This window comes from Thioalkalivibrio sp. ALMg13-2 (assembly GCF_000381185.1).
In the GTDB taxonomy this organism is placed as follows: domain Bacteria; phylum Pseudomonadota; class Gammaproteobacteria; order Ectothiorhodospirales; family Ectothiorhodospiraceae; genus Thioalkalivibrio; species Thioalkalivibrio versutus.
Map to the genome: position 1 here is coordinate 40,016 of NZ_KB906110.1, position 23,203 is coordinate 63,218.

General features: G+C 67.0%; 24 protein-coding genes. 9 read left to right on the forward strand and 15 right to left on the reverse strand.

Annotation, left to right across the window (positions count from 1 at the left end; translation table 11 throughout):
- Positions 1–30 precede the first annotated feature (30 nt).
- A complete protein-coding gene (locus F618_RS0108710) occupies positions 31–735 on the forward strand; it encodes an SDR family NAD(P)-dependent oxidoreductase (RefSeq protein ID WP_019568330.1) in 705 nt (234 codons plus the stop codon).
- A gap of 94 nt (positions 736–829) precedes the next feature.
- Complete coding sequence (locus tag F618_RS0108715) at positions 830–1,480, forward strand: OmpW family protein (RefSeq protein ID WP_018951715.1); 651 nt, start codon at positions 830–832, stop codon at positions 1,478–1,480.
- A gap of 27 nt (positions 1,481–1,507) precedes the next feature.
- Here the strand turns inward: F618_RS0108715 and F618_RS0108720 are convergent, their stop codons facing one another.
- Genes F618_RS0108720 through F618_RS0108730 form a run of 3 tightly spaced genes read right to left on the reverse strand, consistent with a single transcriptional unit; the run spans position 1,508 to position 5,045 of the window.
- Complete coding sequence (locus F618_RS0108720; RefSeq protein ID WP_019568331.1) at positions 1,508–1,930, reverse strand: HIT domain-containing protein; 423 nt, start codon at positions 1,928–1,930, stop codon at positions 1,508–1,510.
- Positions 1,920–3,884: a M1 family metallopeptidase gene (locus F618_RS0108725; RefSeq protein ID WP_026331201.1), complete on the reverse strand. Its 1,965-nt coding sequence runs from the start codon at positions 3,882–3,884 to the stop codon at positions 1,920–1,922. Before F618_RS0108725 ends, F618_RS0108720 begins: the two co-directional genes overlap by 11 nt.
- A gap of 3 nt (positions 3,885–3,887) precedes the next feature.
- Entirely contained in the window at positions 3,888–5,045 is a 1,158-nt protein-coding gene (locus F618_RS0108730) for a ChaN family lipoprotein (RefSeq protein WP_019568333.1), read from the reverse strand.
- Between the two features lie 160 nt (positions 5,046–5,205).
- On the opposite strand from F618_RS0108730, the gene F618_RS0108735 reads away from it, so the two are divergent.
- Both F618_RS0108735 and F618_RS0108740 read left to right on the forward strand, forming a co-directional pair.
- Entirely contained in the window at positions 5,206–5,985 is a 780-nt protein-coding gene (locus tag F618_RS0108735; protein ID WP_019568334.1) for an FkbM family methyltransferase, read from the forward strand.
- 45 nt (positions 5,986–6,030) lie between these two features.
- The gene (locus tag F618_RS0108740) at positions 6,031–6,834 is read left to right on the forward strand and encodes a creatininase family protein (protein ID WP_019568335.1); all 804 of its coding nucleotides are present in this window, start codon (positions 6,031–6,033) and stop codon (positions 6,832–6,834) included.
- Positions 6,835–6,850: 16 nt separating this feature from the next.
- Here F618_RS0108740 and ribA read toward each other — a convergent pair whose 3' ends face one another.
- On the reverse strand, positions 6,851–7,996 hold the full coding sequence (ribA, locus tag F618_RS0108745; protein WP_019568336.1) for a GTP cyclohydrolase II RibA: 1,146 nt from the start codon (positions 7,994–7,996) through the stop codon (positions 6,851–6,853).
- 149 nt (positions 7,997–8,145) lie between these two features.
- On the opposite strand from ribA, the gene F618_RS0108750 reads away from it, so the two are divergent.
- Positions 8,146–8,931, forward strand: a complete 786-nt coding sequence (locus F618_RS0108750; RefSeq protein WP_018145809.1) for a RibD family protein — start codon at positions 8,146–8,148, stop codon at positions 8,929–8,931.
- A 52-nt stretch (positions 8,932–8,983) separates the two neighbouring features.
- Here F618_RS0108750 and thrC read toward each other — a convergent pair whose 3' ends face one another.
- The 3 genes from thrC to alaC form a co-directional block, all read right to left on the reverse strand.
- Positions 8,984–10,126: a threonine synthase gene (gene thrC, locus F618_RS0108755; RefSeq protein WP_026289478.1), complete on the reverse strand. Its 1,143-nt coding sequence runs from the start codon at positions 10,124–10,126 to the stop codon at positions 8,984–8,986.
- 39 nt (positions 10,127–10,165) lie between these two features.
- On the reverse strand, positions 10,166–11,479 hold the full coding sequence (locus tag F618_RS0108760; RefSeq protein ID WP_019568337.1) for a homoserine dehydrogenase: 1,314 nt from the start codon (positions 11,477–11,479) through the stop codon (positions 10,166–10,168).
- Between the two features lie 73 nt (positions 11,480–11,552).
- Positions 11,553–12,776: an alanine transaminase gene (gene alaC / locus F618_RS0108765; protein ID WP_019563739.1), complete on the reverse strand. Its 1,224-nt coding sequence runs from the start codon at positions 12,774–12,776 to the stop codon at positions 11,553–11,555.
- Positions 12,777–12,965: 189 nt separating this feature from the next.
- Here alaC and F618_RS0108770 point away from each other — a divergent pair, with 189 nt between their 5' ends.
- Positions 12,966–13,340, forward strand: coding sequence for an Mth938-like domain-containing protein (locus F618_RS0108770; protein ID WP_018145813.1), 375 nt, complete (start codon positions 12,966–12,968; stop codon positions 13,338–13,340).
- Positions 13,341–13,362: 22 nt separating this feature from the next.
- Here the strand turns inward: F618_RS0108770 and rpoS are convergent, their stop codons facing one another.
- From rpoS to surE, 5 genes are read right to left on the reverse strand one after another with little or no spacing between them, the layout of a single operon-like run.
- The gene (gene rpoS, locus F618_RS0108775; protein WP_019568338.1) at positions 13,363–14,439 is read right to left on the reverse strand and encodes an RNA polymerase sigma factor RpoS; all 1,077 of its coding nucleotides are present in this window, start codon (positions 14,437–14,439) and stop codon (positions 13,363–13,365) included.
- Positions 14,440–14,462: 23 nt separating this feature from the next.
- Positions 14,463–15,233: a peptidoglycan DD-metalloendopeptidase family protein gene (locus F618_RS0108780; protein WP_019568339.1), complete on the reverse strand. Its 771-nt coding sequence runs from the start codon at positions 15,231–15,233 to the stop codon at positions 14,463–14,465.
- Between the two features lies 1 nt (position 15,234).
- Entirely contained in the window at positions 15,235–15,819 is a 585-nt protein-coding gene (locus tag F618_RS0108785; RefSeq protein WP_018145816.1) for a YqaA family protein, read from the reverse strand.
- Positions 15,820–15,878: 59 nt separating this feature from the next.
- Complete coding sequence (locus F618_RS0108790; protein WP_018169643.1) at positions 15,879–16,544, reverse strand: protein-L-isoaspartate(D-aspartate) O-methyltransferase; 666 nt, start codon at positions 16,542–16,544, stop codon at positions 15,879–15,881.
- On the reverse strand, positions 16,534–17,304 hold the full coding sequence (gene surE, locus F618_RS0108795; RefSeq protein ID WP_018145818.1) for a 5'/3'-nucleotidase SurE: 771 nt from the start codon (positions 17,302–17,304) through the stop codon (positions 16,534–16,536). Before surE ends, F618_RS0108790 begins: the two co-directional genes overlap by 11 nt.
- Before the next feature lie 110 nt (positions 17,305–17,414).
- Between surE and F618_RS0108800 the strand changes: the two genes are divergently transcribed.
- From F618_RS0108800 to F618_RS0108810, 3 genes are all read left to right on the forward strand, one after another.
- On the forward strand, positions 17,415–17,972 hold the full coding sequence (locus tag F618_RS0108800; protein WP_018650212.1) for a Smr/MutS family protein: 558 nt from the start codon (positions 17,415–17,417) through the stop codon (positions 17,970–17,972).
- A 252-nt stretch (positions 17,973–18,224) separates the two neighbouring features.
- On the forward strand, positions 18,225–18,833 hold the full coding sequence (locus tag F618_RS0108805) for a DUF3365 domain-containing protein (protein WP_018650213.1): 609 nt from the start codon (positions 18,225–18,227) through the stop codon (positions 18,831–18,833).
- A gap of 222 nt (positions 18,834–19,055) precedes the next feature.
- The gene (locus F618_RS0108810; protein WP_018650214.1) at positions 19,056–19,487 is read left to right on the forward strand and encodes a PAS sensor domain-containing protein; all 432 of its coding nucleotides are present in this window, start codon (positions 19,056–19,058) and stop codon (positions 19,485–19,487) included.
- 7 nt (positions 19,488–19,494) lie between these two features.
- Here F618_RS0108810 and truD read toward each other — a convergent pair whose 3' ends face one another.
- Genes truD through F618_RS0108825 form a run of 3 tightly spaced genes read right to left on the reverse strand, consistent with a single transcriptional unit; the run spans position 19,495 to position 23,200 of the window.
- Positions 19,495–20,550: a tRNA pseudouridine(13) synthase TruD gene (truD, locus tag F618_RS0108815; RefSeq protein ID WP_019568340.1), complete on the reverse strand. Its 1,056-nt coding sequence runs from the start codon at positions 20,548–20,550 to the stop codon at positions 19,495–19,497.
- A 14-nt stretch (positions 20,551–20,564) separates the two neighbouring features.
- Positions 20,565–21,248 carry a tRNA (adenosine(37)-N6)-threonylcarbamoyltransferase complex dimerization subunit type 1 TsaB gene (tsaB, locus tag F618_RS0108820; RefSeq protein ID WP_018169639.1) on the reverse strand — a complete coding sequence of 228 codons (684 nt, stop codon included), beginning with the start codon at positions 21,246–21,248 and terminating at the stop codon, positions 20,565–20,567.
- The gene (locus F618_RS0108825; protein ID WP_019568341.1) at positions 21,239–23,200 is read right to left on the reverse strand and encodes an ATP-dependent DNA helicase; all 1,962 of its coding nucleotides are present in this window, start codon (positions 23,198–23,200) and stop codon (positions 21,239–21,241) included. The genes tsaB and F618_RS0108825 overlap by 10 nt, the downstream gene beginning before the upstream one ends.
- Positions 23,201–23,203: the final 3 nt, after the last annotated feature.

Below are 23,203 nucleotides of genomic sequence, written 5' to 3' on the forward strand. Positions count from 1 at the left end.
TCAATCGCAAGCGTAATGGTCCTACGCTGCATGGAATCCCTGCAGATACCCTATCGCGCTGTGGTCATCGGCGCCACGGGCGGCCTCGGTGCCGCGTTTGTCGATCACCTGGAGAACGACCCGAACTGCGAACGCGTGGTCGGCCTCGGACGCCAAAGCACCCCGCCCGTGGACCTGCTCGACGAGGCCAGCATCGAACACGCCGCCGCCTGGCTGCGAGACCAGGCACCCGAGTGGGACATGATCCTCGACGCCACCGGGATCCTGACCATCGACGGCCACGGGCCGGAGAAGCGCCTGCGCGATCTCGACCCGACGATCATGGCCCATGCCTTCGCCATCAACGCCATTGGCCCGGCATTACTGTTCAAGCACCTGGCATCCCTGCTCCCGCGGGGCCGCAAGGGCATCCTGGCCACCCTCTCGGCCCGGGTCGGCTCCATTGAGGACAACCACCTGGGCGGCTGGGTGAGTTATCGCGCCTCCAAGGCCGCGCTCAACCAGATCGTGCGGACCACGGCCCTGGAACTACGCTTCAGCCATCGCCATGCGCTGGTGATTGCACTTCAGCCTGGCACCTGCGACACCCGTCTGTCGGAGCCGTACCGGTCACGCGCCCCGGAGGTCCTCAGCCCCGAATACGCAAGCGAACGTCTGCTCGGTGTCCTGGACCATCTGGGGGCCGACCAGTCCGGCAGCTTCCACGACTTCGAAGGCCAGCGCCTGCCTTTCTGACCGCTCACCCGCCACAACCATGATCTGCATCAACAACCGCTAATACCGATGGCGGGATAGTGCCTGCGAACATACACCGATTCGGAGGCTCGACATGCAACGTTCCACCACCCTGCGCGCTCTGACCCTGGCCGGACTGCTGGCCCCCGCGGCCATGATCCCGGCCCACGCGACCGCTGCCAACGCCGATGTCTCCGCTGGCGACTGGCTGCTGCGCGGCGGCCTGACCCACGTGGCCCCCAAGTCCGACAACGGCAATCTTCCTGGCTTGGGCAATGCTTCTGTAGACGTCGGCTCCAACACCCGTCCCTCCGGCAACATCACCTACATGATGACCGACAACCTCGGGCTGGAGCTGCTGGTTGCCATCCCGTTCAAGCATGACATTTCGATTGACGGGTTGGGCAACGTTGGCTCCACACGCCACCTGCCGCCGACCCTGAGCCTCCAGTACCACTTCAACACCGGAACGGCCGTTCGACCCTACGTCGGCGCCGGCATTAACTACACCCACTTCTTCGACGAAGATACGGCTGACGTGACGGGGCAGGACATCGACCTGGATGATTCCTGGGGAGCCGCGGTGCAGGCCGGGATCGACTTCGCCGTGGACGAAAACTGGTTCGTCAACGCCGAGGTTCGCTGGATCGACATCGAAACCGACGTGTCGCTGGGCACCGCCGACCTGGGCACGGTCAAGATCGATCCCTGGACCTTCGGGATGAACGTCGGCTACCGCTTCTGAGGCTAGCCACGACCGTCTGACGCCGGCCTAGCCGCCGACGTCTCCGACGAGGCCGAGGACCCGCGCAATGCGGTCCTCGGCCTCTTGCGTTTCCAGCCCGCGCGATTTCGGGGCACCCCACACGGGGCCGGGCCACGCCGGGTCCCCCTCGCGGCGCGCTACATGATGCAGGTGCAGCTGCTCCACGATATTGCCAAGCTTGGCCACGTTCAGCGCCTTCGGAGCGAAGGCCTGCTCCATCGCCCGCGCCAATGCACCGGACTCGCGAGCCAGCTGGATGGCATCCTCGGGGGCCAGTTGATGCAGTTCGCGCACATCGGCGCGACGCGGCACCAGGATGAACCAGGCATAGTCGTGATGATCCATCAACCGCAGCCGCGAGAGTGGCCACTCGGCCACAGCCCAGGTATCGGCCTCCAGGCGTGGATCCAGCAGAAATTCATTCGTCATCATCAAACTCCTGCCATATTCCCGGCTGGGACCAGAGGCCGGTCTGCCATTCGCCGTTCGCGCCGGGCAACAGGTAACTGTAGTGGGATCGATGCCGCAATGCGGCCAATACCTCGCGCCGTGTATCCGCGTCCGCCCCACTGATCACAACCAACCGGGAATCCGGTACGGCCCAGGCCCGCGCACCCGGACCGATCTCGCCTGCATTCGCCAGTGCTACCGGGTCGCTCGGCAAGTCATGCCGCCCCAGCCAGCCGGCCACGGAGGAATGCGAGCCCAGCACGATCCGCATGCCTCCTGCGTCGTCCGCGGAGCCCGGCACTCGACCCAGCCAGGGGGCGACCTCGGAGGGTTCCGCATCCTCCAGCGCCACCACCCGGGCTTCCGGGTCCAGCGCCCCCTGACGCAGGATGGCGGGCGACTCGTCCGCTGCCAGATGGCGGAACATTCGCCAGTCAGGGTCGATGGCAATGGCCAGGGGTCGGCTGGAGGTCTCCAGCGAAATCCCCTTCTCTGCCGCATTCAGCTCGACCCAATGCGTCTCGCGGCCGTTCTCGGTTTCCAGCTCCAGCGGCACATACAGCTCCCAAGGGGCCTGCTCGTCGCGTTGTTGCAGCCGGCCCTGTACTCGCCAGCCCTCTCCCCGCGCCTCGCGGCGCAGTCCCGTCAGTTCCAGCGCAGGCGCGCCAGCGCGCTCTACCCACTGGGAAAAGAAGGGCCGCAGGTCTTCATCCGTCGTTCCGTCGAACGCCCCGATCACGGCGTCCCAGTCCGCCTCACGAAAGCGCCATTCGTCGTACATGGCCCGCGCACCCGACAGCAGCGCCTCGCGCCCGATTCGATCCTCCAGCATTCGCCACAGCATCGCGCCGCGGTGATAGCCGGCGATGCGAGCCGCCCCGGAATTTCCACCCCGGAAGCTCCCGTGCGCGCGATCTTCCCCGGCCGGCAAGGCCGCGTAATCTCGCAGCCACTGGCCCCGTTCGTCCCGCCCTTCGCCGCGGTCACGCTTGAACTGATAGTCGGCCATGTAGGTCGTCAGCCCTTCCGACCAGTTGCCTGCGGAATAATCCACGTACACCCCGGTTCCCCACCAGGCGTGCAGGACCTCGTGGCCCAGCGAGGTGTGCGGAATGAATGGCAGCGGAATCACACGCTCCCCCAACAACGTAAAGCCGGAAAACGCCAGCCCCACGGGCTGCGGACTCGCGGCGATCGTGAAGGTCGCAAACGGGTACGGGCCGATCTCGTCATTGAAGCGCTGCAGGTATTTGGCCGCCTGCTCGCGATAGGTCTCCCCGAATCGCTCCTCGAGGCCGACCGGAAACAGGGTGCGTACCTCCACATCTCCAACCCGTCGCTCGGCCGACTCCCAGGGGCCGGTAGCGATCGCCAGGGCGCGACCAGCGGGGTGCTCGAACGTGGCATGGTATTCGTCCCCCCGGCGCTCCTCGGCCACGCGGGAGCCGGAAGCCACCCCGAGATGGCCACCAAGGCTCTTCAATTCGATCCGCACAGCGTGGGGCTCGGCATCGGGACGGCGCGGATACCAGTCGGCGCCCGGCGGCAGATACCCGCCGTCCGGGCCCAGATATCCGCTCCCGGGACGTGCCTGGTCCGGTGCCGCAAGACGCGCCCCATAGCGGATCGCCAAAGGCCCGTCATCCGCACCCGGCTCGCGCGCCAGTTCCAGCCAACCATCCTCGCTGCGGTCGAACTCGACTACCTGCCCGCCAAGCGTCACCGCATCCACGGCAATGCCCGGATCCAGTCGGAACCGGCGCAGCGAGGCCGGATCGATCCGGGCCGGATCCGCCTCGAACCGCCCCTCCAGCCGCGCCTGGCTGGGATCCAGTTCCACCTCCAGTGTCACACCATCGTATGGCGTGTCGGCCGAAGCCGCTCCACTGGCCAGCCACAAGGCAACACTGCACACCCACAACCCCGGGCGCATGCGTCAGTCCTCGCGCGGAAAGCGTGCCACGCGCTCTAGCCGCTTGCCCTCACGCTCGATCTGCAGTGGCAGCCACATGCCCGGTGGCGTCGCTTGCACCACGCGTTGCAGATCGCCAGCGGCGCGGATGGTCTGTTCGCCTGCCCGCAAAACCCGATCTCCAGCCTCCAGGCCGGCCGCCTCACCGACTGACCCCTCCTGCACGCGCAGGATGCGAATCCCCGGCGCGTCATCGGACTCCAGGTGCACGCCCAGCATCAAACTCGAACGTTCAAAACGCTCGTCGTGTGGCACACCGAAGACGGCGTCCGCAAGCGCCGGATCGCTGTCCGCACAACCGCCGGGCTCGCGCGGCAACAACACCGCGGCCTCGGTCACGCCCAGATCCGCAAGTTGATGCGGCACCCCATAGCCGTATTCCAGGTGCCCGGAGCCAATGATCGCGACCACCAGTGGCGGCGTATCGCCGCCCGCCTTGATGCGCGCCGCAATCCCGCCGGCCATCATCCGATCCCACGCCAACTGCGTCGCGATAAACCGTTCCGAATCCGGTCCCATGCCCGCTGGGTGACGTTCCAGCACGGCCTCAAGATAGTCACGGTAGCCCTGGCTCGCCGCGGCCGGGGCCGACACCCCATCGCGCGTATCGGCATCCACGGTATCCCAGCCCTCGTGACCCAGACGCTGGATATACTCCCGTTCCAGGTTCAGCGCCAGCAGCGGCACGTCATGAATCCGGGCAAAGTGCAGGATCGGCCAGTACAACTCCGGGTCGAAACCCCAGTGCTCGTACCAACCGCTCTTCTCCAGGAATGCCTCCGGGTCCAGCTCGCCCGCGACCCAGGCATCCAGCACCGGCTGCCTGGAGCGGGGCAGCATCTCCAGCCCGATCACCATGTCCGGGCGCTGACCATGCAGCGCAGAAAGCGTGCCCAACTGCCAGCGATGATGATCCATCCGGTCGTGGCGCTCGCCCAGCAACACCACCTCGCGGGTGGCAAGGTCGGCATACAGCTCGGCGGCATCCAGCGGCTCGCCCGCCGGCGTGGACCACGCCCCCGGAGCCGGACAATCACTGCCCGCCTTCACGGTACCCGCCAACAAGGTCGCCAGCAGGCCAACCGCGCCCACCCATGTCCCCACCCGAAAACCCGCCTGCATGCAGTACTCCTCGTTGCGAACCCACTACGCGCGGGACCATTTTCCAACGCCCACTCTTCCACGAACCCGGAGACCGGGTACCGGCACGGCCAAACTATCCAGAAGACCCTGCGGCGCCTCCAGCGTTCCCCCGAGACCTCCGCTCGGTTAGCCTGAAAGGATGAGCACACCCCCGCAAAACCCACGCCACCTGGCCTGGCTGGATCAGACCATCGGTGTCCTGCGATCTCTGATCATCTATCGCCGCCCCGGACGCCAGCGCGGACTACAGCATATGTATGCCCCGTTTATTCAGTCCGGGGATCTGGTGTTCGACATCGGAGCCCATGTCGGCGACCGCACCCGCGCCTTCGCCGATCTTGGCGCGCGTGTCGTCGCACTGGAACCGCAACCGCAGCTCCTGCCCTGGCTGCGCCGCGCGGTGCGCGGGCGCCCGGGCATCTCGATTCGGCGCGAGGTGGCCGGGCCACGTCCTGGTACCGCACAGCTGCAGGTCAGCCGACGCCACCCGACCGTCTCCTCCGCCTCGCGTCCCTGGGTGCGATCACTGCGCACCCGCAACCGCAGCTTTGAACACGTACGCTGGGACGAAGAGATCGCGGTGCCCATGGTCACCCTCGACCAGCTCATCGCCGAATACGGGCCTCCAGCATTCTGCAAGATCGATGTGGAGGGCATGGAGGCCGAGGTTCTGCGCGGCCTGAGCCACCCCATCTCCGCCCTGTCCTTCGAGTTCGTGGCCGGCGCGCTGGACGTCACCCGCGACTGCCTCGACCAGCTGGCGGAACTGGGCACGTACGAATACAACCTGATCCGCGGCGAACGCCGCCAGTATCACTTCGCCGACTGGCAATCCGCCGCAGCGATCCTTGCCTGGCTGGAGCGACACGGCGAAAACCTGGGTTCGGGCGACCTGTACGCCCGCCGACACGATGCTTGATGGGGGCGCCTTGACGGAACCAGTGCGAGCGGCAAGGCTGAGCCTATGAACGCCGACAACCTCCCCTGGTGGCAACACCACACGAGCGACGGGATCGCCGCGCTCGCCGCCCGCGATGCGGTCGCGATCCTGCCCCTCTCGGCCATCGAACAACACGGCCCCCACCTGCCGCTGGATACCGACTACCGCATCGGGCTGGGCCTGCTGCAGGCCGCCTGCGAGACCATTCCGGAGGACCTTCCGCTCGCGGTCCTGCCGCCGGTGGCGATCGCCACCAGTACCGAACATACCGGCTTCCCGGGCACCCTGAGCCTGCAGCCCGAAACCGCATTGGCCACCCTGCGGGACATCGGCGACAGCGTGTCCCGCAGCGGCCTGCGGCGCCTGCTGCTCGTCAACAGTCATGGCGGCAATACCGCGATCTGCGACCTCGCGGCCCTGGAGTTGCGCCGCGCCCACGGCATGCTTGTGGTCAAGCATCACTACTTCACCCAGCCCCCGCCGGACGCGTCCCGCATCGCGCCCGACGAGCTTCGCCACGGCCTGCACGGCGGCTTGATCGAGACCGCGATGATGCGGTTCCTCGCTCCGGAGCACGTGCGCATGGAATCGGCCCTGGACGCGCCTTCACTGGGCGCGGCGCTAGCAGAAAAGCTGGAAGTCCTGGAACCCGAAGGGCGCGCCGCCTTCGCCTGGATGGCGGGTGACCTCCACCCGACCGGTGTCGTCGGGGATGCCCGCGGCGCAACCGCCGAGTTGGGACAGCAATTAGTGGAGCACTACGCTCGCACCCTGGCCGCGACGATCCGCGACGCCGCGCGGTTCGACCTGATGCATCTCGCGCCCTGAGAGGGAGCGAGGTGCGTCAGCCGCGCTCGGCCTCCGAGGCCAGCAGCTCCTGGAGCCAGTGGCCGCCACGGTCGGCCTTGGTGCTGAGGTAGCGCAAGTTGTGCGGATTCAGCTTGCCATGCACCGGCTCGCGTGCCACCACGTCGATGCCACCGGCACGCAGGGCATCCATTTTTCCGGGATTGTTGGTCAATAGCCGCACGCTGTCGATGCCGAGGAACTCCAGCATCTCCACCGCCGCGTCGTAGCGCCGGCCATCGGCCTCGAAACCCAGCTGGCAATCGGAATCGATGGTATCCAGTCCGGCCGTCTGCATGGTATAGGCGCGCAACTTGTTGGCGAGTCCAATACCACGACCCTCCTGCGCGAGATACAACAGGACGCCGCCGCCCGAGTCATTGATGGTTTTCACGCCCTGGCGCAGCTGATCACCGCAGTCGCAGCGGAGGCTGCCGAACAGATCCCCGGTCAGACAGGCCGAGTGCAGCCGGACCGGAACCGCATCCGGCCAGTCACGGGGCTCCCCTATCAGTACCGCGACGTGCTCCAGGATCCCGTTGCCCTCGCGGAACAGCATGAATCGGGTGACCGGCGCATCCGCCAGCGGCACCGGGGCCTCGCTGACATAGGCCAGTTCCAGGCGCGGGTGCTTGGCCACCGCGCGCGCCTCCTGCTCGTCGACGTCGAGGAACATGCCGTCCGCCAGCGCCGTGCGAATGGCCTCCGGCACCGGCTCGGGGACCGGCGCGGCCACCACCGCCGGCAACAGACGCCCCGCACGCACAAGCTCCAGGGCCGCGACCTCTGCGGGAAGCGCACGAACCACCGTGGGCTGCCCAATCGCGGCGTACGGGTGGGTGGTCTCGTTCGAGGCCTCCGGGGCGCTGGCCAGTGTAAACAGGGCCTCGGGATCGGTATTCGGAGCGAATTCCAGGGCGACACCTTCCCAGCCTTCCTGCAGCGGCTGGGACCAGCCCATTGCAGAGGCGCGGTGCGCGGTTAGAATCAGTCGAGGCGCGGACCCGGTCATGTGGGTCAGGCGATCCAGCAACACAGGGGTCAGCCCCTCGACGGCCGCAACGAGTACACTCGACTGCGAACCACTCACCAGGACCGGATGGCCCCGGCGAAGATCAAAGATCCCGCGATCGGCGTTGTGCATCGGGTGCTTCCATACGGAGTTTTGTTTATGACCAGCCCGCAAACCGCGAATTCCCCGGAGGCGGCTCCCGGCTTGGCCAGGCAGGTCGAAGACGGCGTTAGCCTACCCCAACTCGCTACTTGCGGTCCCGTAACCCCGGGGATTGCGGCATGACGGCCTATCCGGTAACCGAGGAGCAGGCCTGGCGCTGGCTGCTGGCACAGCGGGCCGATCCCGGGTGCTGCCCCCTGCCCGGCCCCCTGGCACCGGGTGCCCACGAGCTGCTGGATCTCTACGGCCCGATCGTCGAGGCCCCCAGCATCACCGTGGCCCAGCTCGGCCAGAGCCTGGACGGGCGCATTGCCACCGCGAGCGGCAAGTCGCACTACGTCACCGGCCCCGAGGATATCGAGCGCCTGCATCGCCTGCGGGCCCTGGTCGATGCCGTGATCGTCGGCGCCGGCACGGTCGTGGCCGACGACCCTCGCCTGACCGTGCGCAAGACCGAGGGCCCCAACCCGGTCCGCGTGATCCTGGACCCCGATGGCCGCATTCCCGCTGATGCCCATGTCTTTCGCAATGCCGAGGTCCGGACCATTGTCCTGCACGCAGCCGGGTATGGACCCTGCGGCCTGCCCGAGCATGTCGAATGCCTGGAGATGCCCACCGGGGCCGACGACCGCTTCGACCCCGCCAGGATCCGCGGCCAACTCGCGGAGATGGGCCTGCATCGCCTGCTGGTCGAAGGCGGCGGCCAGACGGTCTCGCGCTTTCTCGAGGCCGACACTCTGGACCGGCTGCACCTGACCATCGCACCCATGCTGATCGGCTCTGGGCGTCCGGGTGTAACCCTGCCGGAGATCGATTCGCTGGATCAGGCGTTGCGCCCGCCTTGCCGTATCTTCCGCCTCGGCGGCGACACCCTCTTCGACCTGGACCTGCGCAGCAAGCCCTGACCCGACCCAGATTCGCTCTTCGCCATCGCGTCACGCGCGATGGCGGGGTGCCTCAAACCAGGTTGTCGCGGATCGCGCGGGAGACCGCGTCCAGCTCCGCCGGGACCTTGGCTGGCTGAATCACGCTCTGGGCGATGGCCGTATCCGGGTCCTTCAGGCCGTTGCCCGTGAGGGTGCACACCACAGTGGAGCCTTCCTGGATCTTGCCCTCGCGGATGTCGCGTAGCGCACCCGCCAGCGACGCGGCAGAAGCCGGCTCGCAGAACACGCCTTCCTTTTCCGCCAGGAGCTTCTGCGCAGCCAGAATCTCGTCGTCCTGGCACTCGTCGAACCAACCGCCGGATTCCTCGCGGACCTTCCACGCCATGTCCCAGGACTGCGGATGGCCGATACGGATCGCGGTCGCCACGGTGTCCGGGTTATCGACCATCGCCCCCCGCATGAAGGGTGCGGATCCCGCCGCCTGATAGCCGACCATGTGCGGACGGTTACCCACCATGCCGCCACCGGCATACTTGCAGTGGCCCTTGCAATAGGAACAGGCTTCGGTCACGTCGTCGCTGCTCTTGGCCGCCATCTCGCTGTACCCGATCCAGTGCGCGGTGATGTTCCCCGCGTTGCCCACCGGCAGGCAGTGGTAGTCCGGGGCACGGCCCAGTTCCTCGACGATCTCGAAGGCGGCCGTCTTCTGGCCCTGCAGGCGATACGGGTTCACCGAGTTCACCAGCGTCACCGGCGTATTGGAGGCAACCTCCTTGACCAGACGCATGCCGTCGTCGAAGTTGCCCTCGATCTGGATCACCGTGGCGCCGTGCATCATCGCCTGGGCGAGCTTGCCCAGGGCGATCTTGCCGTCCGGGATCACCACGAACGCGGTAATGCCCGCACGCGCCGCATACGCAGCGGCGGCCGCCGAGGTGTTGCCGGTGGAGGCGCAGACAATCGCCCGCGAGCCCTCCTCGATGGCCTTGGTCACGGCCATGGTCATCCCCCGGTCCTTGAACGACCCGGTCGGGTTCAGCCCCTCGAACTTGACGTAGATCTCGACCTCGCGCGTGAGCTCGCGCGGGATGTTGTTCAGACGGATCAAGGGCGTGTTGCCCTCGCCCAGCGAGATGATGCGCGTGTCGTCGTGTACCGGCAGGCGGTCACGGTAGCGCTCGATCAGTCCGGTATAGCGATGTCCAAAGGCCATGGTGTTCTCTTCGTCGTTGCGAAAGGGATAGAGCGCCAACTAGCGCGCCAGTCCTTCCATGCGGATACGGGTAATCGGGGTCAACAGATGATCCAGGGCCTCGATCGCGGCAATCGCCTCGTTCATCGCACCCTCGCGGACCTTGTGCGTCAGCATGATGATCGTGGCCTCGCCGCGCTCCGGGTCCGGCTCGCGCTGCAGGATCGCCTCGATGCTGATGCCGTGCTCGCCCAGGATCCGGGTAATGTCGGCCAGTACGCCGGGGCGGTCCTGGGTGCGCAGGCGCAGGTAGAAGGAGGTCTCCACCTCGGCAAGATCCAGCACCGGCTTGTCCGACAGGGCATCCGGCTGGAACGCCAGATGCGGCACGCGGTTCTCCGGATCGGTGGTCAGGGCGCGCACAACGTCGACCAGATCGGCGACCACTGCGGAGGCGGTCGCCTCGGCCCCGGCCCCGGCGCCGTAATAAAGCGTCGGGCCGACGGCGTCGGCATGCACCAGCACGGCGTTCATCACGCCGTCGACGTTCGCGATCAGCCGGCGCTCCGGGATCAGCGTCGGATGCACCCGCAGCTCGTAGCCCTTCAGCGTCCTCCGGGCGATCCCGAGGTGCTTGATGCGATAGCCCAGTTCCGCGGCGAAGCCGACATCCTCGCGGGTGATATCGCTGATCCCCTCCACCGCGACGCGGTCGAACTGGAGCGGGATGCCGAAGGCGATCGAGGCCAGGATAGCCAGTTTGTGCGCGGCGTCGATCCCCTCCACGTCAAAGGTCGGATCGGCCTCGGCGTAGCCCAGTGCCTGGGCCTCGGCCAGCACGTCCTCGAAGTCGCGACCCTTGTCGCGCATCTCGCTGAGGATGAAGTTTCCGGTACCGTTGATGATCCCGGCCAGCCACTCGATCTGGTTGCCGGCGAGACCCTCGCGGATCGCCTTGATAATCGGAATGCCACCGGCGACTGCCGCCTCGAAGGCCACCATCACGCCCTTCTCCTGGGCGCGCTCGAAGATCGCGTTGCCATGCAGCGCGATCAGGGCCTTGTTGGCGGTGACCACGTGCTTGCCCGCGTCAATCGCGGCCAGTACCAGGCTCAGGGCGAGATCCGTCCCGCCCATCAGTTCGACGACAACCTCGACCTCCGGATCGTTGACGACCTCGGCCGGATCGGTGGTCAGGCGGATCTGCGAGCAATCGCATTCGCGCTCGCGCTGGATGTCGCGCGCGGCAGCCGCCACGACCTGAATGTCGCGACCCGCGCGGCGGGCGATCTCGGTGCCGTTGCGCGCGAGCACGTTGATCGTCCCGCAGCCGACGGTTCCCAGTCCCAGAATTCCGATCTTTACCGGCGTCATAGCCTTGCTGTCCTTGACGTCGGGCGCCAGCGGCGCCCCGTGTTCATTGCGTTGAGGGTCTGCGGCGCTCGAACTAGCTGCCCGAACCCGGATTTTCCTCGGAGGCGTCGGCCAGGATGGAGTCCGCGCGGAACATCGCCTTGATCCCGCGCAGGGCCTGACGCGTACGCTGTTCGTTCTCGATCAGGCTGAAGCGCACGTGGTCGTCTCCGTAGTTACCGAAACCCACCCCCGGCGAGACCGCCACCTTGGCGTCGCTCAGCATTTTCTTGGCAAACTCCAGCGAGCCCATCTCGCGGTAGGGCTCGGGGATCGGCGCCCAGACGAACATGGTTGCCTTCGGCTTCTCGACCTGCCAGCCGAGCTTGTTCAGCCCCTCGCAGAGGACATCACGGCGCACCCGGTAGAGCTCGCGAATCTCCTCCACGCAGTCCTGCGGGCCTTCCAGCGCAGCGATCGCGGCGACCTGGATGGGGGTGAAGGTGCCGTAGTCGAGGTACGACTTGATCCGCGCCAGCGCCGCGACCAGGGTCGGGTTACCGCACATGAAGCCGACGCGCCAGCCCGGCATGTTGTAGGTCTTGGACAGGGTGTAGAACTCCACCGCAATGTCCTTCGCCCCCGGCACCTCGAAGATCGAAGGCGCCTTGTAGCCGTCAAAACTGATCTCGGCATAGGCCAGGTCGTGCACGATCCAGATGCCATGTTCCTTGCAGATCGCCACGACCCGCTCGAAGAACTCCCGATCCACGCACTGGGTGGTCGGATTCGCCGGGAAGTTGAGGATCAGCATCTTCGGCTTCGGCCAGGAGTCCTGGATCGCCCGCTCCAGCTCGGCGAAGAAGTCGACATCCGGCGTCAACGGCACATGGCGCACATCCGCGCCGGCAATCACACAACCATAGGGATGAATCGGATAGGCCGGATTCGGCACCAGCACCGCATCGCCCGGCCCCAGGGTCGCCAGCGCAAGGTGCGCCAGGCCTTCCTTGGAACCAATGGTCACGATCGCCTCGGTCTCCGGGTCCAGATCGACGTCGAACCGGGTCTTGTACCAGCGCGTGATCGCGCGGCGCAGCCGCGGGATGCCCTTGGATACGGAATAGCGGTGGGTATCGCCGCGTTGCGCCGCCTCGCACAGCTTGTCCACGATGTGCTGCGGCGTCGGCTGGTCCGGGTTGCCCATGCCGAAGTCGATGATGTCCTCGCCGCGGGCGCGGGCCTCGGCCTTCAACTGGTTCACGATGTTGAAGACGTAGGGCGGGAGGCGCTCGATACGGGGAAAGACGTCGGTCACGGATTCTGGGTCCTGGTTGGGGCCTTGGGGATCGCTTTGCAGGGCCAAAACGGCCCCTCCGGATGCCGCACCGGAAAGCGCGCCAAAGTATAACCCGGGCCCCCGGCTGTCAACGAACCGAGGTTCGGACACCCCGCCGGACGGGGATGGAATCTTGAGCCTTTCGCGGGCTCGGAGTAGCGTAAAGGGATGCTGTTTTCCGAAGTCACCAGCGAAGACTCCTACATCGTGACCGGCTATGAGTCGGGGCGCGTCGGAATCAACCAGATTGCGCACAGCCGCAGCCTGATCGTGCGCCCGCACGAACTGCGCACCGACTGGCCAGTCGACTCGGTCGAACAACTGGGCGTGGATCACCTGCAAGCAATACTGGACGCGCCGCCCGAGGTCCTGCTAATCGGCACCGGTACGGTCCAGCAATTCCCGGACCGCGCGGTCTGGCGTCATCTGCGCTCGCAGGGCCTGGGGGTGGAGATCATGGACACCGCGGCCGCCTGCCGCACGTACAACCTGATCATGGCCGAGGGCCGCGACGTCGCCGCTGCCCTGATCATCAACGGATAAGCGACCCGCCCCGGCAACCCTCTCAGGAACTCGGCAGGACCTCGTCACCCTTCATTCCACGCGACTCCAGCAGCTTCCGCAGCCGCTTCAGCGCATCCATCTGAATCTGCCGCACCCGCTCCCGGGTCACGCCGATCTCCGCCCCGACCTGCTCCAGGGTCGAGCGCTCGAAACCGTGCAGCCCGAACCGGCGCACCAGCACCTCGCGCTGTTTGTAGTCCAGTTCTTCCAGCCAGGCATCCACCAGATGATGAAGATCCTGATCCTCCAGCAAAGTGGAGGGCTCGGGCGCATTCACGTCGGCAAGGATATCGGCCAGCGAGCGATCGCCGTCCGGGCCCGACGGCAAATCCATCGAGGTGGAGGGTTCGGACATCGCGCGCAGCTTCTGGATCTCCGCCACCGGCCGGCCCAGGCGCTCCGCCAGCTCTTCCTCGGTGGGGTCGCGGCCCAGTTCCTGCGTCAGGTTGCGCGCAATCCGCGCGTGCATGCGCAACTCCTTGCTCACATGCACCGGAATGCGGATGGTCCGCCCCTGATTCATCAGGGCCCGTTCGATGGTCTGGCGGATCCACCAGGTGGCGTAGGTGGAAAAACGAAAGCCGCGCTCCGGGTCGAATTTTTCCACCGAGTGCATGAGGCCGAGATTGCCCTCCTCGATCAGGTCAAGCAGCGGCAGACCCCGGTTCAGGTAGCGACGGGCGATCTTGACCACCAACCGAAGATTGCACTCGATCATGCGCCGGCGGCCACTCTCATCTCCCTCGCGCGCCAGACGCGCGTACTTGCGCTCTTCCTCGGGGGTCAGCAGCGGGCGGTATTCGATATCGCGCAGGTAGATCTGGATCGCATCCAGTTCCGCGGGACGGGCGTCGCGCAGGGTTTTCGGCCGGACCGGAGCGCCTTCTTCCGGTTTCAAGCCGGCGGTGACGTCGGGTAGCACCGCCTCCGAGACGTCTTCCGGATCTTCGGATTCCTCGATCTTTTCGACCGGATGGGCCAGATCCTCGGGCACCTGGGTCGCCTCCTCCGGATCCGGATCGTGGGTCTGGTTGTCGTTGTGCAGTTCCGGAGCGGCCGGTTGCCGGGTCTTGGCCATGTAGTGTCCTGCTCTCGATCGAGTCAGCGGTCCGGGAGGTATCGCGCCGGGTCTACCGGCGTCCCGTCCACCCGGATCTCGAAGTGCAACATCGGGCGCTCGGCCCCCGATGACCCCAGACGCGCGATGGTGTCGCCCGCCTGCACCTGGTCACCCTCGCTCACCAGCAATTCATCGTTGTGCCCGTAGGCACTGAGGAACCGCGCGTCGTGCTTGAGGATGATCAATCGACCATACCCCACCAGGCCTCCACCTGCATAGACCACTTCCCCGGCCCGCGTTGCCCGTACGTGATCCCCCCGTTCGCCGCCGATCGCAAGCCCTCGGCGCGTGCCGCTGCTGGAGAATCCGCGCAGCACCTCGCCCGCCGCTGGCCATTGCCAGCCACCCGGATCGGAGGGCGGCGGACTCGAAGTCGACGAGCTTGAGGTAGAGCCGGACGAGGTTCCGCCACCGCTGTCGCGGCCAGAGGCGCCCGAGGATGGTTGCCGCGTGCTCGGCGCTGAAGAGGCCTGTGGCGCGCTGGGCGGCGACGAGCGCGCCGCACCTCGCAGCCGCAGGCGCTGACCGGGATGGATGACATAAGGGGCACCGATGGCATTGCGTCGGGCCAGATCGCGCCATTCCAAGCCGTAGCGCTGGGCAATGCGATACAGCGTCTCGTTGCGCTGCACCACGTGGGTGTCCGGCATTGAGGCCCCGCTGGGCGCACGCGCCGCACAACCGGCCAGGACACTCGTAACCAGGACCAGCACCAACCCCGTCACCAATCCCTGAACCAGGCGCCGGCGCATGTCAGTCCATTACCAGATAGATCGCCATGGCCACGGCCAGCAGGATAATGGCCGCCCAGCCCAGACGCTCCATATACGGTCGCAGATGGCGCTCCGCACGCGGCCCGGCCCAGGCCATGAACAACGCGACCAGGAAGAAACGCAGCCCGCGCCCCACCAGCGACGCGATCAAGAACGGCAACAGGGCCATCGAAAGCGCCCCGGCGGTCACGGTGAACAGCTTGTAGGGGATCGGTGAAAAGCCGGCGACCAGGACGACCCAGACTCCCCAGGTGTCAAACCAGGCCTCGGCCTGGCTTAACTCCTCGCCGTACCCGACCTGATGCAGCCAGGGCCCGATCCACTCGAACGCCAGCCACCCGATCAGGTACCCGAGCAAACCGCCAAGCGCGGAAAACAGGGTGGTCAGCGCGGCCAGCCGCCAGGCGGAACGCGGCTGCGCCGCCGCCATCGGCGCAAGCATCACGTCCGGAGGGATGGGAAAGAACGAAGACTCGGCAAACGAGAGCCCAGCCAGGTAACGCGGCGCATGACGATGGCGGGACCAGGCCATCACCCGGTCGTAGAGCGGCTCGAAGAGCTTCATCGATGCCGTACCACCGCGACCAGTTCAGCCACAAATGCCTCGACCTGCACGGTCCGCCGTCATTGCTCGGCCCCCGGAAGCATCGGCACGAACATCACCGCATCCAGGATATCGCGCACATAGGCCTCTTCCGTCCGGGTATAGCGCACCAGCTGCTGACGCCCATCCGGGCCTTCCACCGGCGCGACCAGGCGCCCGCCCAGCGCCAGCTGGGTCAGCAATGCCTCGGGGACCTCCTTCGGCGCTGCGGTCAGGATGATGCCGTCGAACGGCGCCTTGTCCGGCCAGCCGTCGGCCCCGTCACTGTGCCGAAGATTGACGTTGTTGATGCCCAGACGGCTCAACAGTTCACGGGCGTTCCGGCTGAGCGCCTGAATGCGCTCCACCGAGAACACCCGATCCACGATCTGCGCCAGGACCGCCGCCTGATAGCCGGAGCCGGTCCCGATCTCCAGGACCGTCCGGGGGCGCTCGCCCTCGAGCAGTGCCTCGGTCATGCGCGCGACGATAAAGGGCTGGGAGATGGTCTGGCGATGTCCGATCGGCAACGCCGTGTTTTCGTAGGCGCGATGGCTCAGCGCCTCCTCAACAAACAGGTGGCGCGGAATCGAACGGATCGCCTCCAGTACTCGCGGGTCGCGGATGCCCTGCCCCTCCAGCAACCGGACCAGTCGGTCACGGGCACGCTGCGAGGTCAAACCGGCGCCGGTGGCGTCAGGAACCATGTCCAGCCTCCGGGAGCGAGTCGTCCAGCCAGCGTCCCACCGTGTCGATGGCGTCAAAGCGCGTGAGGTCCACCTGGATCGGCGTCACCGAGACGTAGCCCTCGCGCACCGCGTGGAAGTCGGTACCCGGGCCGGCATCCTGTTCCGACCCGGCCGGCCCGACCCAGTAGATCGGGCGCCCGCGGGGGTCCTCGTCCGCGATCATCGGCTCCGCCCGATGGCGATGCCCCAGGCGCGTGGCCTGCACACCACGGATCTCAGAGCGCGGCAGATCGGGCACATTCACATTCAGGATGGTGGCCGCCGGCAGCGGCACGCGGTTGATGCGGTCCAGCAATTCAACCACTACGCTTGCCGCAGCGTCGTAGTGCTGCAGATCCGGACCCACCAGCGACACCGCAATCGACGGAAGCCCCAGAAAGCGTCCTTCCATCGCAGCTGCCACCGTGCCGGAATACAGCACGTCGTCGCCCATGTTCGCACCGGCATTGATGCCGGAGATGACCACATCCGGCTCCTGCTGCAACAACCCCGTGATCGCCAGGTGCACGCAGTCCGTCGGGGTCCCGTCGACCTGTACATCACCGCTCTGGAGGTGACGCGCCCGCAGCGGCCGCACCAGCGTCAGGCTGTTGCTGGCACCGCTGCGATCCCGGTCCGGGGCCACCACGTGCACCTCGGCAATCCGCCGCAGATGCGTCGCCAGGCACTGGATGCCCGGGGCGTGAATTCCATCGTCGTTGCTAACCAGAATGCGCATGCAGGAACAGGGCCGTTGGGAGGGCGTTCAATATACTGGAAACCGTCCAGGGAGACGCTCTCGAATCGACTCGATCGCGCCCGCCCCCCGAAAAGTGCGAGTATCCTGCCATGAACTCCGGGGATGATCCCAACGATTTCGACGAATTCCTGCAGGCCGTTGGCAACGTGCGACGGCTGCACAGTGATCAGGCCGATGTCCGTCCCCCGCCTCCCGCAGCCCGGGCACGCCAGCGAGAGGCCGACGAGGCGCGCGCTCATGCCGACTGGCTCAGCGATCCGCTTAACGCCGCCGATCTGCAACCGGGCGATGAACTCCGCTTTGCCCGCCCCGGCATCAGCCCGCGCGTCTTCCGCAAGCTGCGGGGCGGACACTACCGCGTACAGGACGAGATCGACCTGCACGGCCTGTTCGCCGACGAGGCGCGCCGCGCCATTGGCCTGTTCCTTGACGATGCCCGCCGGGGCGGCGCGCTGTGCGTACGCATCGTGCACGGCAAGGGCCTGCGCTCACGCCACAAGGGCCCGGTACTCAAAGGGCTGACCGACCACTGGCTGCGCCAGCGCGACGATGTCCTTGCGTTCTGCTCCGCGCGGCCGACCGACGGCGGCACCGGTGCCGTCTATGTCCTCCTCAAGCGCTCCCGGAGCCCGGATCCCGGCCGCTGAAACCCGCATCCAGAGACCATCTTCCACGCGACAAACGGCGCCCTCACATACGCCTTTCGATATATTCGCATTTTGCGATTTGGATGCTTAGACTGGATCCAGACCCGCAAGGCGGACCCCGGAATCCTGACCCGGATTCATCTATCATTTGGTGAACACCGACCTTGCACTTTATCCACGATCGGTCCATGCTTTGTACAGGTCTTGTACAGACACAGGACGCAACGGACTCTGCACTACGAGGTATTTGCCATGAAGAACTGGAAGCTTGCCCCCCTGGCCCTCGGCCTGATCGCCTTCTCTGCCGCCAGCGGCCAAGCGGGCGCAGACAGCATGCCGCAGCTCTCTCAGGACGACCTGCAAGAGCGCATCGCTGCCAATCGTGACGCCATTCAGAAATTTGCCAGCACGCTCCAGGGCGAACTGATGTCCGCCATGCAGTCCGGCGGCCCCACCGAGGCGATCCAGGTGTGCAACGAGCGCGCCCCCGCCATTGCGCGTGACATCTCGGCGGAAACCGGCATCGAGATCGGGAGAACCAGCCTGAAGCTGCGCAACCAGGACAACGCCCCCGACCGCTGGGAACGCCTGACCCTGCAGGGTTTCGAGGCCCAGCATGCGGCTGGCACTCCAGCCACGGATCTGCCGCCGCGCTTTGGCGTGGTCGAATCCGATGATGGTGACCCGAAATTCCGCTTCATGGCGGCCATCCCGACCGGCGGCGCCTGCCTGACCTGCCACGGCTCCGACGTCAGTGGCGACGTCAAGCACGCGCTGGAACGTCTCTACCCCGACGACCAGGCGACCGGCTTCCGCGAGGGTGACGTGCGCGGCGCCTTCACCGTGACCCAGGAAATGTAGGCATTCCGGGACCATCGGGCCCGAGTCCCGGGCCCATCGGAAGAGGCCGCCCCCGGGCGGCCTTTTTTGTGGCCGGGACCATGCCGGGGCGCCCACCACAGCCTCCATCCTTGAGCACAACCGCACCGGAACGTGCTATTTTCGTGCCATGAAAGCCGAGAGGGGCGCGAGCAAAACGCCCCTCCGCGCGCACGACCCCCAGACCCGACCGAAACGCCATATATGACGCGAACCATAGATGCCGAACTGCTTGCCCTCGCCGTGGATGCCTCCAATGACGGCATCGTGATCGCCGAGCGCGAGGGCGACGACAATATCCTGATCTACGTGAATCGTGCCTTCGAGGAACTGACCGGCTATCGCTCCGAGGAGATCCTCTACCGCGACTGCCGCTTCCTGCAGGGGGAGGATACCGACCAGGGCGTGCGCCAGGAGATTCGTGCGGCCATCGACGAAAACCGGCCCTGCCGTGTGACCCTGCGCAACTACCGCAAGGACGGCAGCCTGTTCTGGAACGAGCTGTCGCTGACCCCGGTGTTCAACGACGAAGACCGACTCACCTACTACATCGGTATCCAGAAAGACATCACCGACCGCGTGGAAGCCGAGCAGCGCGCCGAACGCGCCGAACGCAAGCTCAAGAACTCCGCCTGACGCCGACTCAGGCGCGATCCGCCGCCCGCGGGACGCAGATCGCCTCAAGCACACCGGTCGCATACTCCCCGGCCCCCAGCTCCAGCGTCAGCCACAGGTCATGCCCCTCCCAGCGCCACTCCACGGCGCCTGGCACCATGCGCAGCGCGCGCCGCGCCGCCTTCACGTCCGCCTTGGCCAGTCCTTCCGCCAACGCCGGCTCGCCAGCGGCCATCGCTGTCTCCAGTGCCTCAACCTCGCCTTCCGTCTGCATCGCACCCTTGCCCCACAGCGGCCCCGTCGGATGAAGATCCAGCCGGGCAGCGCGCGCCTCCAGCTCGGCATCCACCTCCGCCACCGGAAACACGCTGCCCGAGCCTTCGAGATTGGCCACGTCGCCCGGCAGCAACCGGTCCCAGTCGCCGCGGCGGACCCGCTCGGCCAGTACCGCGTTGAAGATCGCGGAACGGGCGGCGGACAAGAGCAGACTGCGCTGGTTGCGGCTGCGCGGCGCGCGACCGCCCCCCAGCCAGGCGCGCGCCTTGGCCAGGTTGTCGCGGCCAAAGCGTTGCGCCCCGAAGTAGTTGGGAATCCCCCCGCTACGGATCGCCTCGAGGATCTGTTCCGCGGCCGCGCGATCGCCCTGCACATCACCCAGACGGATCTCGAAGCGATTGCCCGCCAGGTGCCCAGTACGCAACTTGCGCGCATGGCGGGCGATCTGCAGCACCCGCATCCGGCCCGCCGCCTCCCCGCCTTCCTGGGCGGCATTCCAGGCCTCGGCCCGGGCCGTCCAATCCGGCTCGGACTCCGGCGGGCATTGCACGCTGAACCACTGGCGCGTCACCGCCTGGCGGTCCTTGCGCCCGGCGTAGCTGACCTTGCCCCGGCCTGCACCCGACTCGCGCGCCAACCAGACCGCCACGTCCTCGCTGTTCAGCAGGCGCTTCTCGATCTCCAGCCAGACATGTTCCCCCTCATCTTCGGGCGTCGTTGCCGGCAATTCCTCAACCCGGAAATCTTCCGGGCATGCCTTGATCATCGCGGTCAGGGGCGGGTGCCAGGGGTAGGGTGTCGCGTTCATCTCGGGCTCCTGACTCATCGGGGGGATGCCGGCCGGGCAACATCGTCACGCACATAGACCGGCTGCGCGTCTTCAGGCGCCACCGCCTCGCCACGCTCCCAGGCATCCACTGCCAGCAGCGCAACCTCTTGCGCATCGGGCAACGCGTCGGCGTCCACCGCCTCGCTCGCCAGCCCCTGCGCGGCGGCCAGATCGGGGAAGGTGGCGAAGGCCGACCCCAGACCATAGCGCTCGCCCACCGGCCAGGCCACGACCAGGCTCTCCGGTGCGGCCACCTGCTCCGGCCCAAGGCCCACGCGCTCGCCCTGAACCGGACAAAGGCTCCAGTACACCTCCCCCATGCGAGCATCCAGCGCCGCAAGCACGGCCGCCGGCCGGCGATCATCGCGCAGCGCCTGTTGGGCCAGCGCCTGCAACGTGGAGACCGGAACCACCGGACGGTCCAGGGCGAAGGCAATCCCTTGCGCCACGCCCAGCCCCAGGCGTACACCGGTAAACGCCCCCGGCCCCCGTCCGACGGCCACGCCATCCAGACTGCTGCGCGGCACGTCCGCCTCGCGCAGCAATTGCTCGATCTGCCCCAGGATCAGCTCGCCATGCCGGCGCGCCGCGCGCTCGCGCACACAATGGATCTCGCCATCAAGATAAAGGGCTGCCGAACACTGTTCGGAAGCGGTCTCCAGTGCGATCAAGCGCATGTGTTGCGTCCCCGGGCCTGCTCGAGAAAACGCAGCGCGGCGGCCGGCTCCCGCGTACGGTGAAACGCCGGCAGGCTGGCCAGAAAGCGCCGGCCGTAGGATTTCCCGGTTAGCCGCGGATCACACAAGGCGAGGATGCCCGCATCCTCGGCGTCCCGAATCAGCCGCCCCGCGCCCTGTTTCAGCGCCAGCACGGCCTGCGGCAGGGTGAATTCCATGAACGGGGAACGCCCCTCCGCCTCCAGCGCGGACGCGCGCGCCTGCAGCACCGGGTCATTGGGCGCGGCAAACGGCAAACGATCAATGATCACCACCGACAGTGCCTCGCCGCGGATGTCGACGCCTTCCCAGAAACTGTGCGCCCCCAGCAGCCACGCATTGCCCGACTCGCGAAAACGCGCCAGCAGGTCGCCCCGCGGCTGCTCGCCCTGCACCAGCAGTTCGCGATCAGCCGGCAACTCTGCACGCAGGATCGCCGCCGCTTCCTGCAATGCGCGATGGCTGGTAAACAGGAAGAATCCGCCGCCCGGGTTGTCGCGCAGCAGCGGCCAGGCCCAGGCGATGCAGGTACGGGTATAGCCCGGGTCGTTCGGATTGGGCAGCGGCGGCTGTGGGTGGACCAGGCAGGCCTGATTGGGGAAATCGAACGGGCTGTCCAGGCGTTCGCTTACGACATCGGCCGGCAGGCCGAGTCGGCGCGCCGCATGGCCGAAGTCCTCGCCCACCGCCAGGGTGGCCGAGGTAAAAATCCACGCCGCCGGCCGCGCGGCGCGCCGCTGTGCCAGCGGCCGTGCCGCATCCAGCGGTGTCCGGTGCAGGATCAGGCTCTGGCTGAAACGCTCCGCCCAGGCCACCGTGTCCGGGGTCTCCTCGCGCCAGTCGCGCAGGCGTTCCAGCAACAGGGCGCTGCGCCCGCGCAGCTGCTCCAGGCCTGGTGCCCGTGCGGCCGCGGCCTCCAGCGCGTCGCCGACAAAACCGAGATTCGTATCCAGCCGATCCAGCAACGGATCGAGCTCGCCGCCGGGACTGACCGTATCCCAGCTGGAGCGGCCCTCCCAGGTGCGCGAGGCATCCAGCAGCTCGGCCACACTCGCCTCCAGCTCCGCGATGCGCTGGCGGATATCCAGCATCTCCGGGGCATGCTGTTCCTGCTCGCGCCGGGTGTCCCGTGCCAGTTCGCGCAACGCGCGCGTGCCGACCGCAATGCCAAAAAACGACCCGGCGATATCCGGCAGCTGATGAGCCTCGTCGACAATCACCGCGTCGACCTCCGGCAGGAGTTCGCCGAAGCCCTCTTCTTTCAGGGCCATATCCGCGAGCAGCAGGTGATGATTGACCACCACCACGTCGGCCTCCTGTGCCCGTTTGCGGGCCTGCACCACGAAGCAGTCGTTGTAGCTCGGGCATTCCCCTCCCAGGCAGTTGTCCACGGTCGAGGTGACCTGCGGCCACAACCTGGAGTCCTCCGCGAGGATCCCGGCCTGCCCCAGGTCGCCGGTAGGGCTTGTACGCGCAAACCGCTGCAGGGCCTCGATGACCGGCAACTGCTCGCGGCGCACGGGGCTGCCGGTCGCACCCCCGGCCTCGGCCGCGGCCAGTTCCAGGCGGTAGTGGCACAGATAGTTGGCGCGGCCCTTCAGCAGCGCAGCCCGCGGGCGGTATCCCAGGGCCTCGCAGACCACCGGCAGGTCGCGATCGAAGAGCTGATCCTGCAGGGTCTTGGTTCCGGTGGAGATCAGGGCACGCCGACGCGACTGCAGGATCGGCACGAGATATGCGAAGGTCTTGCCGACGCCGGTCGCCGCCTCGACCAGCAGGGCGGTGGGCGCAGTCGCCAGCGCCTCTTCGACCGCCACGGCCATGCGTTGCTGCGGCTCGCGCGGACGGAAGCCTGCGACCGCAGTGGCCAGGTCCCCGCCCGGGCTCAGGGCCCGTACCGCCGCCGACTCCACCGT